Genomic DNA, 14993 nt, shown 5'->3' with positions numbered 1-14993 from the left:
CATGTCCCGAGATCCAATCCGCTGCCTCCTGGCCATGCTGGGTACCGACGTCCACAGCAAGGGCATCCGCACCCTGGCCCAGCTGCTAAGAGACCGGGGGGTCGAGGTTATTTACCTTGGCGAGCACAACACGGCTGAAGGCGTGATCAATGCGCTGATCGCCGAGGATGCCGATCTGATCGGACTCAGCTACAGCACTGCGACCTACCTACACTACACGAGAGACCTGATGCAGAAGATGCGCACGGCCGGCGTGGGCGATGTGCCGGTGATGCTGGGCGGATTGATCCACGCGGACGACGAGCCGGCGTTACGTGAAATGGGCGTGCGAGGAATCTTCGGCCCGGGCTCGACGCTAACTGACATCGTCGATTTCCTGCAGCGCGTGACGAGCAAGTCGCTGCCCGGCGCGCCCTCATGATGAGTGCCAACCAGCACGATTTCGACGCAGGCTCACCGGCACTCGCAGCGGCCGTGTCGGGCGGAGACGTTCGCGCAGCTTCACGCCTGCTGAGTCGCATCGAGCGCGGCGACCCTGCGATCGAATCCTCGCTGGCGGCGCTGCACGCGCAGGGCGGTCGCACGCCGGTGTTCGGCATCACCGGACCGCCGGGTGCGGGCAAGAGCAGCCTGGTCGACCAATTGATCGTGCACTTGCGGGCACGGAGGCGACGTGTGGCGGTGCTGGCTGTCGATCCCTCCAGCCCGTTTACCGGTGGTGCGATTCTCGGCGACCGAGTGCGCATGGGGCAGCACAATGTCGATACCGGCGTCTTCATCCGCAGCATGGCTGCGCGTGGAAGTCTGGGCGGGCTGGCGCGTGCCGCGGGCGACGCGCTGATCGTGCTCGATGCGATGGGTTGGGATGCAATCCTGGTCGAAACCGTGGGCGTGGGCCAGAGCGAGATCGACATCCTGCGCCATGCAGACACCGTTCTAGTGCTGCAGACGCCGCTCAGCGGCGATACGATGCAGGCCGTGAAGGCCGGGCTGCTCGAGGTGGGCGACATCTTTGTGGTCAACAAGGCCGACGCCCCAGGCGCGGACCGTGCGACCGCCGTACTGCGCGAGGCGATCGATTTCCGAGCCATGGACTTGCCGCCGCAAGCCTGGCGTCCCCGGTTGCTTCAAACGAAGGCCGTTGAGGGCGAGGGTGTCGCCGCGGTGTTGCAGGCAATGGATTTGCACCGAGCGCATCTCGTGGATCATCCGGAGCAGGCGATGCAGCGCCGACGGACGCAGGTGAGGGCACAGCTCGTGGAGCGCGTGGCCGAGATACTGAGGGGGGGCGCGCTCGTCGATGAGGCACCGGGCCTGCAATGCCTGCTTGATGAAGTCGTTGCACGCCGCTGTGATCCGATGACAGCGGTTCGCCGTCTGCTTGCGATGGCTTGGGAACACCAGGCCTGACCGAGCGAAATGGACCGTGGTTGCCCGGTTCGGCCACATCGGACCCGCGCGCAAGCTAGTCCGCCAGGTGAGCGAAGAAAGCGTGCTGCTGGTGCGCATCAGCAATGACTTGCTGGCCGTGGACCGGTGCATCCACCTGAACCAACTGCTGCACGGAGGCAGGTGACGTCGCACCAGGCCATCTGCCAGTTCCATGACGCCCGTTTCGATCCGCGGAGCGGCGAGGCCCGGATCTCAGGCGACTAAATAATGCTGAGGCTCGTCGACCGTCGGCGAAGGCATGGCCAACTGGGGAGAGCAGATCTCTCTGCGACACAGCACGGTGCGCGCTTGCGTCATTGGGCGCGAAGATCAAATAGTCGCAGTGTCAGCGGACCGGGAGATCGCTTGCGGAGGCACGTCTCGACGGGAATCCCTGCCGCGTTGTTCACACTTGGTCGGGCGGCACCAGGTACTTCAACAGGTTGTGCTTGATCGTTGCGAGCGTTGCAGCCGCTACTTCCAGCTCCCGTTCAGTGACGCCCTCGAGAATCTCTTCGTTCAGTTGAGCTTCGACGCTCCGCAAGCGGGCAATCATGCGCTTGCTCGAGGGCTCCAGGAAAACGCGATTGATTCTCCTGTCCGCGGGATCCGCAACCCGCCGTACCAACCCTGACTTCTGAAGCCGGTCAATCAAGCCCCCGATCGCCACCTTGCCGAGGTCAAGTTCTTCAGCGAGGCGTGACTGCGTCATACCGTCCTCTCGAGACAAGTACGCCAGTACCCACCACTGGGATCGTGTGATGCCCAGTGGCTTCATGGAGCGATCGAAGGCGCTGCGACGCAGCCGCGAGACGTCATGTATCAAGAAGTTGAAGCGCATCTCCCACTCGAGGCTGCGCGGCACGCCCCTGACGTCAACGCCCTTAGGCGCTCCCCGCTTGAGGTTGTTCTTGAGCATGTGCAAAGTCTACCAGCGATCGAACGGATGTTCTTGCCCCGCAACTCGGCCGCTACGAAGCGGTGGCTAGCCGGGGCGGCCCCTGTGATGGTTGTAGTCCTCGCGCCAGTTGTCGATGACGCTGCGCGTGCGGTTCAAGACGCCCACTTGTGGGCTGCCAATGTGCCGTCATCCGACCGTGCTCCTCGACGCACCCGCTCTAGGCTTGAAATCGTCGCAACTATATCGTATGCTAGCATACCTAATCTGGAGTTCTTGAGAATGAAGATCCTGGTCCCCGTCAAGCGGGTCGTCGACTACAACGTGAAGGTGCGCGTCAAGTCTGACGGCACCGGTGTGGACATTGCCAACGTCAAGATGAGCATGAACCCCTTCGACGAGATCGCCGTCGAAGAGGCGGTGCGCCTGAAGGAAAAGGGCGTGGCGACCGAAGTCATCGCCGTCTCCTGCGGCGATGCCAAGTGCCAGGAGACGCTGCGCACCGCGATGGCCATTGGCGCGGATCGCGGCATCCTCGTGGAGACTGCCGAAGAGCTCCAGCCGCTGGCCATTGCCAAGCTGCTAAAGGCCCTCGTGGACAAGGAGGAACCGTCTCTGGTGATCCTCGGCAAGCAGGCCATCGACGACGACAACAACCAGACCGGCCAGATGCTCGCCGCCCTGGCGGACCTGCCCCAGGGCACCTTCGCATCGAAGGTCGAGGTCGCGGGCGACAAGCTCAGCGTCACGCGCGAAGTCGATGGCGGCCTGGAAACCCTCTCGCTGTCTCTGCCCGCAGTCATCACCACCGACCTGCGCCTGAACGAGCCGCGCTACGTGACCTTGCCCAACATCATGAAGGCCAAGAAGAAGCAGCTCGATACCTTCAAGCCCGAAGACCTCGGCGTGGACGTCAAGCCGCGCCTGAAGACCCTGAAGGTGGCAGAGCCTCCGAAGCGCGGCGCCGGCATCAAGGTGCCCGATGTGGCCACGCTGGTGGACAAGCTGAAGAACGAAGCCAAGGTGATCTGAGGAAGACAGACATGACCGTACTTGTTATTGCCGAACACGACCACGCCACCCTCAAGCCGGCGACCCTGAACACCGTGACCGCAGGGATTGCCTGCCAGAGCGGGGATGTGCATGTCCTGGTGGCCGGAGCGAACGCCGCCGAAGCCGGCAAGGCGGCTGCCCAGGTGGCAGGCGTTGCCAAGGTGATCGTCGCGGACAGCCCGAGCCTGGCCGAGAACCTGGCCGAGAACGTCGCGGCGCAGGTGCTCGCGATCGCCAAGAACTACAGCCACATCCTGTTCCCCGCCACCGCCAACGGCAAGAACGTGGCTCCTCGCGTGGCGGCCAAGCTCGACGTGGCCCAGATCAGCGACATCACCAAGGTGGACAGCGCCGACACCTTCGAGCGGCCGATCTATGCGGGCAACGCGATTGCCACGGTGCAGAGCAGCGACGCGATCAAGGTCATCACCGTTCGCACGACCGGCTTCGACGCCGCAGCCGCCACCGGCGGCAGCGCCGCAGTGGAAAGCGCCGACGGCGTAGCCGACAGCGGCAAGAGCGCCTTCGTGGGCCGGGAAGTCACCAAGAGCGACCGCCCCGAACTCACGGCCGCCAAGATCATCGTCAGCGGCGGAAGAGCCCTCGGCAGCGCCGAGAAGTTCAATGAAGTCATGACGCCGCTCGCGGACAAGCTCGGTGCCGCCCTGGGTGCCAGCCGCGCAGCGGTGGACGCAGGCTACGCCCCCAACGACTGCCAGGTCGGCCAGACCGGTAAGATCGTCGCCCCGCAGCTGTACATCGCGGCCGGCATCTCCGGCGCGATCCAGCACCTGGCGGGCATGAAGGACTCCAAGGTGATCGTGGCGATCAACAAGGACGAAGAAGCCCCGATCTTCTCGGTGGCCGACTACGGCCTCGTGGCCGACCTCTTCACGGCCGTGCCGCAGGTAACAGACAGCGTGTAGACGCAAGTGGCAAGACGTCCGCGACTTGTTTTCTGGCTGCAGCGGCCCGAAATGTAGGATCGACGAGGCGAAGCCAGAAGCGCTACCGACAACGCACCTCGGGATCCACCTCTCAACGACGTGCGAACAGTGGTTGCTCAAAGTGGGCTACGCACGTAGTCTGGCCTCTGGCACACACGTCGATGAACTGAATAGGACGGCACCGGTGGGTGCCGCGGTCTCTGTGTCAGGCTCAGGGATCCGGAGCACCGGAGGTGGCGGCAGCCCGCATAGCGGCCGAGGGCACATTCTGGCGCCAGGAGCAAGGCGCAGCCCCGATGGCCTCTGCTGTCGCAAAGGCCCGCGCGAGTGAGGCCGCGCATCAGCTCTCCGCCATTGCTCATGCAGTTCACGGCGCGATCGGCGTGACCGAAGAGTATGACCTTCAGCTGTATACGCGCCGCCTGCATGAATGGCGCCTTGCGCGTGGCTGCGAAGCTTGGTGGAACCGTCAGCTTGGTCGGCACGTGTTGACGGCAAGGCCTCGGCGCGTGGCAGACGTCGCGCGACAGGTCTTTTAGCAGCCGTCCACTCGCCATCCCTCGCTCCCTTGTTTTCAGTTGCTCATCTAGAATTTCAGAAAAACTTCAGCGATAGTCCTCAACCGATCGCGCACTTTTCAGCAAGCGCGGCTGACGCGTACCGCGCCACCATGCACCGTCGGCATGCGGCGAAGCGATGTCGACGAGCTCGCCGATGCGAGGAGTACTGAGGCGAACCTGCCTTTCGGCCGACAGTGCACGGATGAGCTCCAGCGGCTCCTGCCAGGCGTGCCTTCCCAAGTCGAATGTACTGTTGTGGATGGGCAGCAGCCATTTGCCGCGGAGGTCGAGATGGGCCTGCAGCGTCTGCTCAGGCTGCATGTGAACGTGTGCCCAGTTCGCATCGTAGGCGTCGTTTTCCATCAGCGTGATGTCGAAGGGCCGTACTTTTCTCCGATGGCCTTGAAACCGTCGAAGTAGCCGGTGTCACCGCTGAAGAAGACACGCAACGGACCATCCAGCATCACCCATGACGCCCAAAGCGTTTTGTCGATGTCGCTGATGCCGCGCCCCGAGAAATGCTGCGCGGGCGTGGCGACCAGTTCAAGGCCAAAGACCTGCACCGACTTCCACCAGTCGAGCTGCCTCACCTTGCTGCGCTCCACGCCCCATTCGATCTGCTGCTTGAGTTCGCACACCCTGGTGATCGAGTTGCGCCGAATGGCGCACTCGGTGACCAGCGCGAACCACCGCTCGATCTGGTTCAGTCGTGAACTGTACTGACGCGCGAGTTGGATGCTGAGCGGCTTGAGCGCGAAGTCCACGCCGATGCCCACGACCAGCGCGATCACAGGCAACGTGGCCACCGAAGGAAGACGAGAGTGAGCCTGCACGGCACCACCCTACTGATGAATCCCCTCGATGGCGCGAGGAGCTTGCCGCTCTACCAGCTCAAAACATTGATTGAGGGCGTGCTGGCCGATCAACGCCGTGGCACTGCGGCTCGTGCGAACCTCCATCTTGGCCAGCCTGTGCAGCTCTAGACTTCCGCGACCGTCAGATGCTCATACTCTTGATCGTCACAAGGGTATCTTCCACGCGCGATAGGATTTCGACCGTATGACGCTTCAGTGTCTTACCGCGGCTCGTCAATTCAACTCTGCGAGTCGTTCTTTCAATTAGCGGCGTCTGGAGAACCATTTCCAGTCGCAAAACGCTGCGGCTGACGCTTGATTTGTGGATCTTGAGAGCATCCGCGGCGAGGGAGAAGCTTGATAGAGAGGCGACATAGGCGAACACGCGCAAGTCGTTTAAGTCGACAACACTCGCACGATGCATAAGCGACGTTTTGCTCGACATTGATCGTCTCGGCTCGTTCATTTGCTCAGACAACCCCTCGGGTACCAGACTGCCTCGGATATGGAACCCGACAGGTAAATCTCGAACGGATGCAGAATCGCCCGGCGCCCGGCGTTAGCCGGGCAGCCCAGGGCTAGCTGACGAAAATCAGAATGCGTGCCTGATACCCAAGTCGTAGCCGAGCGAGCTGGTCGGGTGCGTTGCACCGATCGCAGCTTGGGCCAGAGCGTTGTTGGCGGTCGTGCCCGATGCCGCGTAGAACGAACCAGCGGTTGCCAGGCCAACGCCAGGCGAGCCGACTGCCGAGTACAGCGAGTTGTCCTTGTTGTTCACGTAGGCAACGGTTGCGTACAGGGCGGTGCGCTTCGACAGGTTGTGCACGTAGCCGAGAGCGAACTTGTCAGCCTTCGGATCCTTCAGGCCGAACACCTGGTTGATCTGAGCCAGCTGGGCGGTGGTGACAGGCAGGTCGCTGTACTTGACGCCCGAGTACGAAGCGCGGATCAGGCCAGGACCGACCGGCACGGTTGCGCCGATGAGCCAACCCTTGGCACCCGGATCGGTGAACGCGAACACGTTGGTGATGGCCAGCGGGTTCGAGTAGTCGGTCCTGTTCTTGGCTTGCGAGTACTCGCCGAAGAGCTTGACGACGCCGAAGTCATACGAAGCGCCGATGTTCCAGGACTTCAGCACGCTGGTCGTGCCAGCAAAGAAGTTGTCCGCGATCGTGGCTTCGCCGTAGGCAGCAGCAACGTCCAGCGGGCCGTTGGCGTAGCCGCCGCGGCCACCGATGTAACGGCCAGCGCGCTGGGTGTTGGCAATGTCAGGCGTCAGAGCCGAGTTGTCATACTTCGTTGCGCCGTTGAAGGCGTACATGACCTGGCCGTAGAAGCCGCCCAGGTTCGGGGGCAGGAAGTAGCCGACCGAATTGCTGGCGCGAACATACATGTTGTTCGCGGTAAAGCCCGTTGGCGAGCCAGGACCGAAGCCGTTGGCCGTCAAGATCAGGCTGGCACCAACGCCATTGCTGCCGAACGGATCGAACACGGTGTCGTTCCAGAAGGTCGGGACATAGTCTCGGCCGAGGCGGACTTCACCGAATGCGCCGGAGAGGCTCACGGTCGAACGACGGTTGAAGAGGCCAGTCACCCCGCCCGTATTCGAGACGTTGCCACCGGTGGTGCCGGCTTCGTTGCCGATGCCGGCTTCGAGCCAGAAGCTGGCAGCCAGACCGCCACCGAGGTCTTCCGTGCCACGGAAGCCCAGACGGCTGCTGTTGTAGCCCGAGCTCGTCAGCGTGTTCTTCGTGCCCTTGACGCTTTGACCGTAGATGTTTTCCGACTTGTTCGAATAGCCTTCGACGGTAGCGTCGACCACGCCGAACAGCGTCACGGACGACTGGGCCGAAGCAACGCCGGCGACAGCCAGAGCAGCAAGGGAAACTAGAGATTTTTTCATTGCAGGTTTCTCCAAGGTTAAGGCAACGCTGAACAAGATCCTGGACTTCCCCATCCAGTAGTCGCTTCGTTCGCGAGCGTGAATTGACGTCCAATTTCTGCGCGGCAAGGCGAGTTCCGAGCACATTGCTTCGCATGGTGACCGGTTGCAGGCCGCGCGGCGAGCCATTGGCTCGCATTGCAGCCCTCATGGGCGGACGTTTTCATACAGTACCCCGCGCGCGAGATAGATGTTGGCCAGCCCCAGCGCGACGAAGGATCGCGTGGCGTTTTTGGCCAAACCGCGGTAGCGAACCTTTTCGAATCGCCACAGCCGCTTGATCACCGCAAAGACATGTTCGACCCGAGCCCGTACCTTGGACTTGATTCGGTTGACCAAGCGTTCGAGGTCCTCGGTCGCACTGCCCTTGCGCACTTTCTGGTTGGTCCAGTCGGCCGCGTGCGGTGCCTTCGAGCGGATCAACGCCTGCTGCGAGGAGTAGGCGCTGTCGCCCCAGACCCGCTGCTCGTGGCCGTGCAGCAGATCGGGCAGCGGGTGCTTGTCGTGCACATTGGCCGCCGTGACCACAGCGCTGTGCGCCAAGCCGGTCTGGCTGTCCACGCCGATGTGCAATTTCATGCCGAAGAAATACTGCCGACCCTTGCGCGTCTGGTGCATCTCCGGGTCGCGCTTGCCGTCCTTGTTCTTGGTGGAACTGGGCGCGCCAATGATCGTGGCGTCCACGATCGTGCCTACGCCCACCTTCAGTCCTCGGGCCCGAAGTACCTCGCCAACCTTCGCGAACAAGGCCTCACCCAACTTGTTCTTCTCCAGCAGGCGACGAAACTTCAACAGCGTGGTGGCGTCCGGCACACGCTCGCGGCCCAGGTCGATGCCGACGAACCGCCTCAGCGCCGTACTGTCGAGCAACGCGTCCTCACACGCGGCGTCGGCCAGGTTGAACCACTGTTGCACGAAGTACATGCGCAGCATGCGCTCCAGACCCACGGGCGGACGACCGTTGCCGGCCTTCGGATAGTGAGGCTCGATGACTTCGCACAAATGCGACCACGGCACGATCTGCTCCATGGTCGCCAGGAACGCATCGCGCCGCGTCGGCCTGCGGTACTGCTCGTACTGCGTGTTCTGATCGGCCGCCACGGCCAGAGTCTGCTGCTTCATAGGGAAGTCAACGCACATTGGAGGATCGCGGAGGACGTGGACTTTTTCAGCGTTGCCTTAAACATAGGGCTCCGGTGCGAAGGGCCCACCGTGACTGGCACTTCTGTGCACCCACTAGACCTGGGCCAACTCCCCTCGTAGGAAGTTGTCATCATTCCATCAGCTCAATCTGTTAGAGACAGAGTGACTTGAGCAAAGTCAGTCCATAACTGTGTAGATTCACGCCACAGGAAAAGGCCCCCGTTGTGCAACAACTACAAGGCAGTCGGAGGGCAATCGTGGAGTTCCATTCTCAGAGACCGGCGCATCTTGCTCGGAGCCACTCGGTACCAATGTTTGAACTTGCGCCCGAAGTTGTGTGGATCTGAATACCCGAGTTGCGAAGCTATTTCCTCGATCGACAACTCGGTGTGTTGGAGATACCAGGTTGCGTGGGTCTTTCGCAGGTCTTCCTTGATGTCGGCGTACGAAACTCCAGCCTCTGCAAGCCTTCTCACCAGCGTCCGAGCTGAGATTCCCAGATCCGAGGCCAGTTCGCTCGCGCCCGGATTGCTCACCAGCCGCTGGAGGAGAAAGCGCCGAACACGTTGGACAAATGCACCGTCTTGCAACTCCGCGTCCACTCTTTCACAGACCTTCGAGGCCTCAGCAAAGACCTCCGCATCCTCGGAAGCGCAAGGCAGCCGTAGCAGTTCCACGGGCATTTGAAGTCTCAGGCAGTCCCCGTCAAACTCCACCTTCCGGACGTATCGCAAACAGTGCCCACCATCGCCAGGGGGGCGAGGGTAAGGGAGTCCTACGACGAGTTCGTCCGCAGGGCGCCCGAGCATCGCCTCCAGAAGCCGACAATGCGACCCGACGATGGACTGTATGACAAAGATGTGTGTCTCACACAAGTGGCGCAAAGGCTTTACTTCGAGAGTGCTCCACCGAGATCCGTTTTCTAACCGGAACCGAAAACTCCCGAATATCAGGCTGGCGTGCTGGCTCAAGAATTCGAGTCCTTGACCCAGCGTTTTTCCTGTCACTGCCCCGATTCCGACAGGCGTGTGATATGGCTGGAGCATCGACCCAGCCATCAAGCCCAGTGCGGGTTCACCAGTCGACTGGATCCCGTATGCAACGAATCTACGGAATATCGAGAAGCCAACCATGCGCCGACTGTCGAAAAGGTCCTGCCAAGTCAAGCCTGCGTTCGAAAGCGCGGCAGATGGTCGCACCCCGAGACTATTCAAGCAGTCCATGACACGCCGGACGTAGACCGGATGCGCAAATGGGATGACTGGCTCGTGCTGGACAGCCATTGCTAAAAAGTTCCGGTGATTGTGAGACTGCCCTTGGGAAATCGGAGAGCGCGGCTCGCACCACGTTTGCGATTTTCTGCGGACAAAGCGTGGCGCCGTCGCTGGGTTCGAAGAAGGTGACCCTGAAGCCTTCGAAGAAAAGCAGCACCCGACGTTCGCGAGTGAGGATGGCATCCAACCATTTCCGTGGTCGGGATCATGGGATGGTCTTCATTGCTGAATGTACTGCGCTCTTGGCTAGAGTAGTGCGCCACTCAAATATGTACTTATCATTTGGCCCGCGCGAGTGCTGCCCTTGCTCGCGTGACCTTGGCCAGGATGTCGGTCGCGCGGGCGGTCCAGATGAAGGGTTTGGGGTTGGCGTTGTGCTGGGCCACGTACAGATCGATGGCCAGTTCCAGCTCGGGCACGCTGGTGAAGCCGTCGCGCCGAACGCGGTTCTCCGAGATGCCGCGGAAGAAGCGCTCGACCATGTTGAGCCACGATGCGCTGGTGGGGGTGAAGTGCATGACGAAGCGCGGGTGCTTGGCCAGCCACGCCTGCACCTCGGGGTGCTTCTGTGTCACTGGCGCCAATCGACACGATTCGGTGGTCTTCGATGAGCTGGTTGATGCCCTGCCAGCGGTGGGCGGCCTGCGGGGAAGACCGCGTCGCTGGCCCGGGAAACTGCATGCGGACAAGGGTTACGACTACACGCGATGCCGTGCACACCTCGGGCGCCGGGGCATCATGAATCGCATCGCACGCAAGGGCATCGAACGCAATGATTGGCTCGGACACCACCGCTGGGTGGTCGAGCGCACGCACTCGTGGCTGGCCGCATTCGGCAAGCTGCGTACTCGCTTTGAGCGTCGCATCGACAATCATATCGGCTTGCTTTCTCTGGCTTGCTGCGTCATCTGCTTGAGAACCCTGGCGCCGTTTTGTTAGCCGCTCTATGAAGCAAGGGCCTTTGACTCTTGGTGGGGGTCGCCTACAGCGCGGTCGGCATACTGCTCGCGCAGTACCCGCTTGAGCAACTTTCCGTTCTCGTTGCGTGGTAACGCATCCACAAAATCCACCGATCTCGGGCATTTGATGCGCGAAAGACGGCCGGTGCACCAATCGATCAGTTGGGCGCCCAGCACCTCGGTCGCGTGCTTGCCAGCCTTGAGTTCCACGACGGCCTTGACTTCCTGGCCGTATTCGCTGTTCGGCACCCCGATCACAGCCACGTCACCCACAATTTCGTGATCGAGCAATACGGCCTCTACCTCTCGGGGATAAATATTCACGCCACCTGAGATGATCAGGTCCGTTCGGCGATCCGAAATGTAGAGATAGCCTTCGCTGTCCACGTGCCCCAGGTCACCATAGGTGCCCCAGCCCTTGTCGTTGAATGCGCTCAGCGCCTTGGCCGAATCGCCGTGGTACTCGAAGTTCAGGCCGCCGCTGAAATAGATCGTGCCGATCTCTCCAGCAGGCAGTTCGCGCAAGGGATCATCTTCCGCCGTGATGTGGACCTGCCCGGTGATCGGACGGCCCACCGATCCGCGATGGCTCAGCCAGTCCACCGCTTCGATGTAGGTGACGCCCACGTTTTCAGAGCCCCCGTAGTATTCGTGCACGATCGGGCCCCACCACTCGATCATGGCCTGCTTGACATGCAACGCGCAGGGCGCAGCCGCATGGAGTGTCACGCGCAGGCTCGACAGGTCATAGCCTTCGCGCACCGATTGAGGCAGCGCCAACAAGCGGACGAACATCGTTGGCACCCAGTGGCCATGCGTAACCCGATGGCGCTCGATGGCGGCGAGCGTGGCCTGCGCATTGAAGCTGGGCAGAACGACGCAGCTGCCTCCCGTTTCGATGACCCGGACCACGAAGCGGCCCGTCGCGTGGTAGAGCGGAGACGGGTGGAGATACACGGTTTCGGCATCGATCTGGAACATCCGCCGCAACTGTTTTTCCAACTCGGGCAGTTCCAGTCTCCGCTCATAGGGGACCAGTGCGCGCTTGATGCCTTTGGGCAGACCGGTCGTGCCGGACGAATACATGAACTCCCGCCCCACGCTGCGCCCCTGCAGGGTGCAGTCGGGCAGATCCGCGCCGACTGAGCTCGCATAGTGCTCGAACTCCGACACATCACCATCAAGTGCGATGCGCCGCACAGGCGCGGAAGAGTCCAGCAAGGCTGTCGCTGCCGCCGCGGTGGCCGCGTTGGCAGAACTCGTCACGAGCACGCTTGTGCCGCTGTCGCGCAGCAGGTGGGCGACTTCGGCCGCTTTCAGATGCGTGCTGATCGGGACGTAGTACAGGCCGGCGCGCCGCGCGCCCCACCACAGCTCGAAGGTTTCGAGCCGGTTCTCCATTAGGATGCCGATGCAAGCACCCTCGGGGAGACCGAGCGACACCAGCCAGCGGGCGACTCCCTCGGCCTTCTCATGCAATTGCCTGTAGCTCAGCGCGAGACCATCGGCCATCTGGACCGCGATCTTGTCTGGCTGAACGGATGCCCAGTGCTGCAAGCGAGCCATGCAGATGCCGCCTTTCTCAATGTGTTGATGATTTATTGGTCTGCTAACATACCATATAGATATGAGATTGTCATTCAATGCATCAACGAAGCGCCTCACAGACTTTCTGACGACGGGCCACCGCGTCTGGGTCAGCGGCTTGAGCAGCGAATCTGCCCTGCTGCGCGATGAGCTGATCAGCGATCCGACTCGCGCTGCGGGAGTTACTTTCCTGGGCCTTCAGTTTCCCGGGATCGACACCATCGACTACCTCGGGGTGCATCCCGAAGCCAGGCAGACCGGCTTCTTCATGACGCCCTGGTTGCGAAAAGGACTGCAGGAGGGGCGAGCGGAGTTGATGCCCATGGACTATCTGGCGCTCGCGCAGCATCTGCAACGCTGTGAGCCGGTGGACGTCGCGATCGCGCAGCTCTCCCTGCCGGACCGTGATGGTTGGTGCAGCGCGGGCCTGTGCAGCGACTTCCTGCCGCTGGTCTGGCCGCGCGCGAGGAGGCGCGTGGCTCACCTGAACCCCCGCATGCCGCGCACCAGGGGCAGCTTCCGGGTGCACATGAATGAACTCGACGGATGGGTCGAGGCGGCCACGCCTGTTCTCGAACTCCACGAGAGACCCGCGGGCCGAGTGGAGGCCGCGATCGGGGCGCACCTGACTGATGTGGTGCGTGATGGCGACACGCTTCAGTTCGGCATCGGCGGGGTACCCATGGCCGCTGCAACGGCCTTGTCGTCACATCGGGGCCTGAAGATCCACAGCGGCATGCTGGGCCCGGCCGCGCGCACACTTTGGGAAAAAGGGGCATTGGCGGCTGACGCGCCCATCGTCACCGGCACAGTGCTCGGCGACGAGGCATTCCACGATTTCGCATGTTCGCTCGACGGACTCTGGCTCACGGACGTGCGTCAGACGCACGCCCCGCACGTCATCGCCGCCCGAGAACGCTTCGTCGCGGTGAACAGCGCGGTGGAAGTGGACTTGTTCGGCCAGATCAATGCCGAACGGGCCGACGGCGTCATCCAGGCCGGCGCTGGAGGGCTACCAGCCTTCGCGCTGGGCGCCAACCTGTCACGGGGCGGCCGATTCGTGGTCTGCCTGCCTTCCATCGCGCGGCGGGGTACTGTCTCGCGCATCGTCCCCGTGCTGAACTCGCGCGCCCTGTGCACCATCCCCCGCCACCTGGCCGATGTGGTCATTACAGAACATGGTGTGGCACACTTGCGCGGCCTTTCGGTCCATCAGCGCGCGGAAGCCCTGATCGCGCTGGCCGATCCTACACACCAGGCTGCGCTGAGTGACGCCTGGCGCGCTTTGGCTCGCGCGATGTAGGCGCGCAGCCTAGAACGCGACCTTGTCCACGCCCTTGAGGCCAAGCAGTTGCCGGGCCTCTGCAGGCGTGGCCACCTCGAGGCCGAGGCCCTCGATGATCTCGCGCACCCGGCGGACCTGGTCTGCGTTGGACTGGGCCAGCTGTCCTGCGCCGATCCACAGGCTGTCTTCGAGGCCCACGCGCACATGGCCTCCCATGGACGCCGCCATCGCCGCCACGGGCATTTGGTTGCGCCCTGCCCCCAGCACCGACCAGTGGTAGTCCTTCCCGAAAAGACGATTGGCCGTGCGCCGCATGTGCATCACATCTTCGGGATGGGCGCCGATACCGCCCAGGATGCCGAAAACCGTCTGCACGAAGAACGGCGCCTTGACCAGGCCGCGGTCCACGAAGTGCGCCAGGTTGTACAGATGGGACGTGTCATAGCACTCGAACTCATAGCGCGTCTCGCTCGGCGCCAGTTCCTTGAGCGCCGTCTCGATATCGCCGTAGGTGTTGCGGAAGATCAGGTCCTTGCTGCCTTCGAGGTAAGGGCGCTCCCAATCGTGCTTGAAGCTCTTGTATCGCTCCAGCATCGGAAAGAGCCCGAAGCCCATGGTCCCCATGTTCATCGAGGCCACCTCCGGCTTGAGTACCAGGGCAGGCTGAATGCGCTCCTGTACCGGCATGTAGGGCGAGCCGCCGGTGGTCAGGTTGACCACGGCATCGGAGGCGGCCTTGATCTTTTCCAGGAACGGGCGAAATGCCTCCGGTGTCTGGTCGGGCTTGCCGGTCTGCGGGTTGCGCGCGTGCAGGTGAATGATCGCCGCACCGGCTTCGGCCGCCTCGATGGACGACCTGGCGATCTCCTCCGGCGTCACCGGCAGGTACGGCGACATGGAGGGCGTGTGGATGGCGCCGGTCACGGCGCAACTGATGATGACTTTCTGGCGGGACACGAGGTACTTCTCAATCTTTCAGGGGTGGAAAGCGCGCCGCTGTTGCGACGCGGGAACTGACTGCGGCCACGCGGGCTGACGAACGCCCGGGCTGCACATGGTT

15 protein-coding genes and 3 pseudogenes are annotated in these 14993 nt (G+C 62.4%); 9 read left to right on the top strand and 9 right to left on the bottom strand.

What is annotated here, in order from left to right; all coding sequences use genetic code 11:
- Position 1 precedes the first annotated feature (1 nt).
- From VAR608DRAFT_RS02425 to VAR608DRAFT_RS36685, 3 genes are read left to right on the top strand one after another with little or no spacing between them, the layout of a single operon-like run.
- Complete coding sequence (locus VAR608DRAFT_RS02425; RefSeq protein WP_088952620.1) at positions 2–421, top strand: cobalamin B12-binding domain-containing protein; 420 nt, start codon at positions 2–4, stop codon at positions 419–421.
- Positions 418–1410, top strand: coding sequence for a methylmalonyl Co-A mutase-associated GTPase MeaB (gene meaB, locus VAR608DRAFT_RS02420; RefSeq protein WP_197700455.1), 993 nt, complete (start codon positions 418–420; stop codon positions 1408–1410). The genes VAR608DRAFT_RS02425 and meaB overlap by 4 nt, the downstream gene beginning before the upstream one ends.
- Positions 1411–1426: 16 nt before the next feature.
- Positions 1427–1576, top strand: a complete 150-nt coding sequence (locus VAR608DRAFT_RS36685) for a hypothetical protein (RefSeq protein WP_157730571.1) — start codon at positions 1427–1429, stop codon at positions 1574–1576.
- Between the two features lie 261 nt (positions 1577–1837).
- On the opposite strand, the gene VAR608DRAFT_RS02415 is transcribed toward VAR608DRAFT_RS36685, so the two are convergent.
- Positions 1838–2350: a MarR family winged helix-turn-helix transcriptional regulator gene (locus VAR608DRAFT_RS02415; RefSeq protein WP_088952618.1), complete on the bottom strand. Its 513-nt coding sequence runs from the start codon at positions 2348–2350 to the stop codon at positions 1838–1840.
- Between the two features lie 261 nt (positions 2351–2611).
- On the opposite strand from VAR608DRAFT_RS02415, the gene VAR608DRAFT_RS02410 reads away from it, so the two are divergent.
- From VAR608DRAFT_RS02410 to VAR608DRAFT_RS02400, 3 genes are all read left to right on the top strand, one after another.
- Positions 2612–3361, top strand: coding sequence for an electron transfer flavoprotein subunit beta/FixA family protein (locus VAR608DRAFT_RS02410; protein ID WP_088952617.1), 750 nt, complete (start codon positions 2612–2614; stop codon positions 3359–3361).
- An 11-nt stretch (positions 3362–3372) separates the two neighbouring features.
- On the top strand, positions 3373–4308 hold the full coding sequence (locus VAR608DRAFT_RS02405) for an electron transfer flavoprotein subunit alpha/FixB family protein (protein WP_088952616.1): 936 nt from the start codon (positions 3373–3375) through the stop codon (positions 4306–4308).
- A gap of 209 nt (positions 4309–4517) precedes the next feature.
- Positions 4518–4868, top strand: coding sequence for an acyl-CoA dehydrogenase family protein (locus VAR608DRAFT_RS02400; RefSeq protein WP_443082911.1), 351 nt, complete (start codon positions 4518–4520; stop codon positions 4866–4868).
- Between the two features lie 66 nt (positions 4869–4934).
- Here the strand turns inward: VAR608DRAFT_RS02400 and VAR608DRAFT_RS02395 are convergent.
- Positions 4935–5506 (bottom strand): annotated as a pseudogene (locus VAR608DRAFT_RS02395) (MBL fold metallo-hydrolase); the annotation flags it as partial.
- A gap of 204 nt (positions 5507–5710) precedes the next feature.
- On the opposite strand from VAR608DRAFT_RS02395, the gene VAR608DRAFT_RS36680 reads away from it, so the two are divergent.
- Complete coding sequence (locus VAR608DRAFT_RS36680; RefSeq protein WP_157730570.1) at positions 5711–5872, top strand: hypothetical protein; 162 nt, start codon at positions 5711–5713, stop codon at positions 5870–5872.
- A 13-nt stretch (positions 5873–5885) separates the two neighbouring features.
- On the opposite strand, the gene VAR608DRAFT_RS02390 is transcribed toward VAR608DRAFT_RS36680, so the two are convergent.
- The 5 genes and pseudogenes from VAR608DRAFT_RS02390 to VAR608DRAFT_RS02370 form a co-directional block, all read right to left on the bottom strand.
- A complete protein-coding gene (locus VAR608DRAFT_RS02390; RefSeq protein WP_157730569.1) occupies positions 5886–6188 on the bottom strand; it encodes a LysR family transcriptional regulator in 303 nt (100 codons plus the stop codon).
- A 147-nt stretch (positions 6189–6335) separates the two neighbouring features.
- Complete coding sequence (locus VAR608DRAFT_RS02385; protein WP_088952613.1) at positions 6336–7646, bottom strand: porin; 1311 nt, start codon at positions 7644–7646, stop codon at positions 6336–6338.
- Between the two features lie 186 nt (positions 7647–7832).
- Positions 7833–8807, bottom strand: coding sequence for an IS5 family transposase (locus tag VAR608DRAFT_RS02380; protein ID WP_088952612.1), 975 nt, complete (start codon positions 8805–8807; stop codon positions 7833–7835).
- A gap of 254 nt (positions 8808–9061) precedes the next feature.
- Positions 9062–10051 carry a helix-turn-helix domain-containing protein gene (locus VAR608DRAFT_RS38425; protein ID WP_443082970.1) on the bottom strand — a complete coding sequence of 330 codons (990 nt, stop codon included), beginning with the start codon at positions 10049–10051 and terminating at the stop codon, positions 9062–9064.
- Between the two features lie 329 nt (positions 10052–10380).
- Positions 10381–10674: pseudogene (locus VAR608DRAFT_RS02370) on the bottom strand (IS630 family transposase); the annotation flags it as partial.
- On the opposite strand from VAR608DRAFT_RS02370, the pseudogene VAR608DRAFT_RS02365 reads away from it, so the two are divergent.
- Positions 10673–11041, top strand: a pseudogene (locus VAR608DRAFT_RS02365) (transposase); the annotation flags it as partial. The pseudogenes VAR608DRAFT_RS02370 and VAR608DRAFT_RS02365 overlap by 2 nt on opposite strands.
- Before the next feature lie 5 nt (positions 11042–11046).
- On the opposite strand, the gene VAR608DRAFT_RS02360 reads toward VAR608DRAFT_RS02365, so the two are convergent.
- Positions 11047–12627: an AMP-binding protein gene (locus VAR608DRAFT_RS02360; protein ID WP_088952610.1), complete on the bottom strand. Its 1581-nt coding sequence runs from the start codon at positions 12625–12627 to the stop codon at positions 11047–11049.
- Positions 12628–12694: 67 nt separating this feature from the next.
- Here VAR608DRAFT_RS02360 and VAR608DRAFT_RS02355 point away from each other — a divergent pair, with 67 nt between their 5' ends.
- The gene (locus VAR608DRAFT_RS02355; RefSeq protein ID WP_172843792.1) at positions 12695–13951 is read left to right on the top strand and encodes an acetyl-CoA hydrolase/transferase family protein; all 1257 of its coding nucleotides are present in this window, start codon (positions 12695–12697) and stop codon (positions 13949–13951) included.
- 9 nt (positions 13952–13960) lie between these two features.
- On the opposite strand, the gene VAR608DRAFT_RS02350 is transcribed toward VAR608DRAFT_RS02355, so the two are convergent.
- A complete protein-coding gene (locus VAR608DRAFT_RS02350) occupies positions 13961–14890 on the bottom strand; it encodes a 3-keto-5-aminohexanoate cleavage protein (protein WP_088952608.1) in 930 nt (309 codons plus the stop codon).
- Positions 14891–14993: the final 103 nt, after the last annotated feature.

The sequence above is a fragment of the Variovorax sp. HW608 genome, assembly GCF_900090195.1.
GTDB lineage: Bacteria > Pseudomonadota > Gammaproteobacteria > Burkholderiales > Burkholderiaceae_C > Variovorax.
This window is presented reverse-complemented; position numbering and strand designations above follow the sequence as displayed.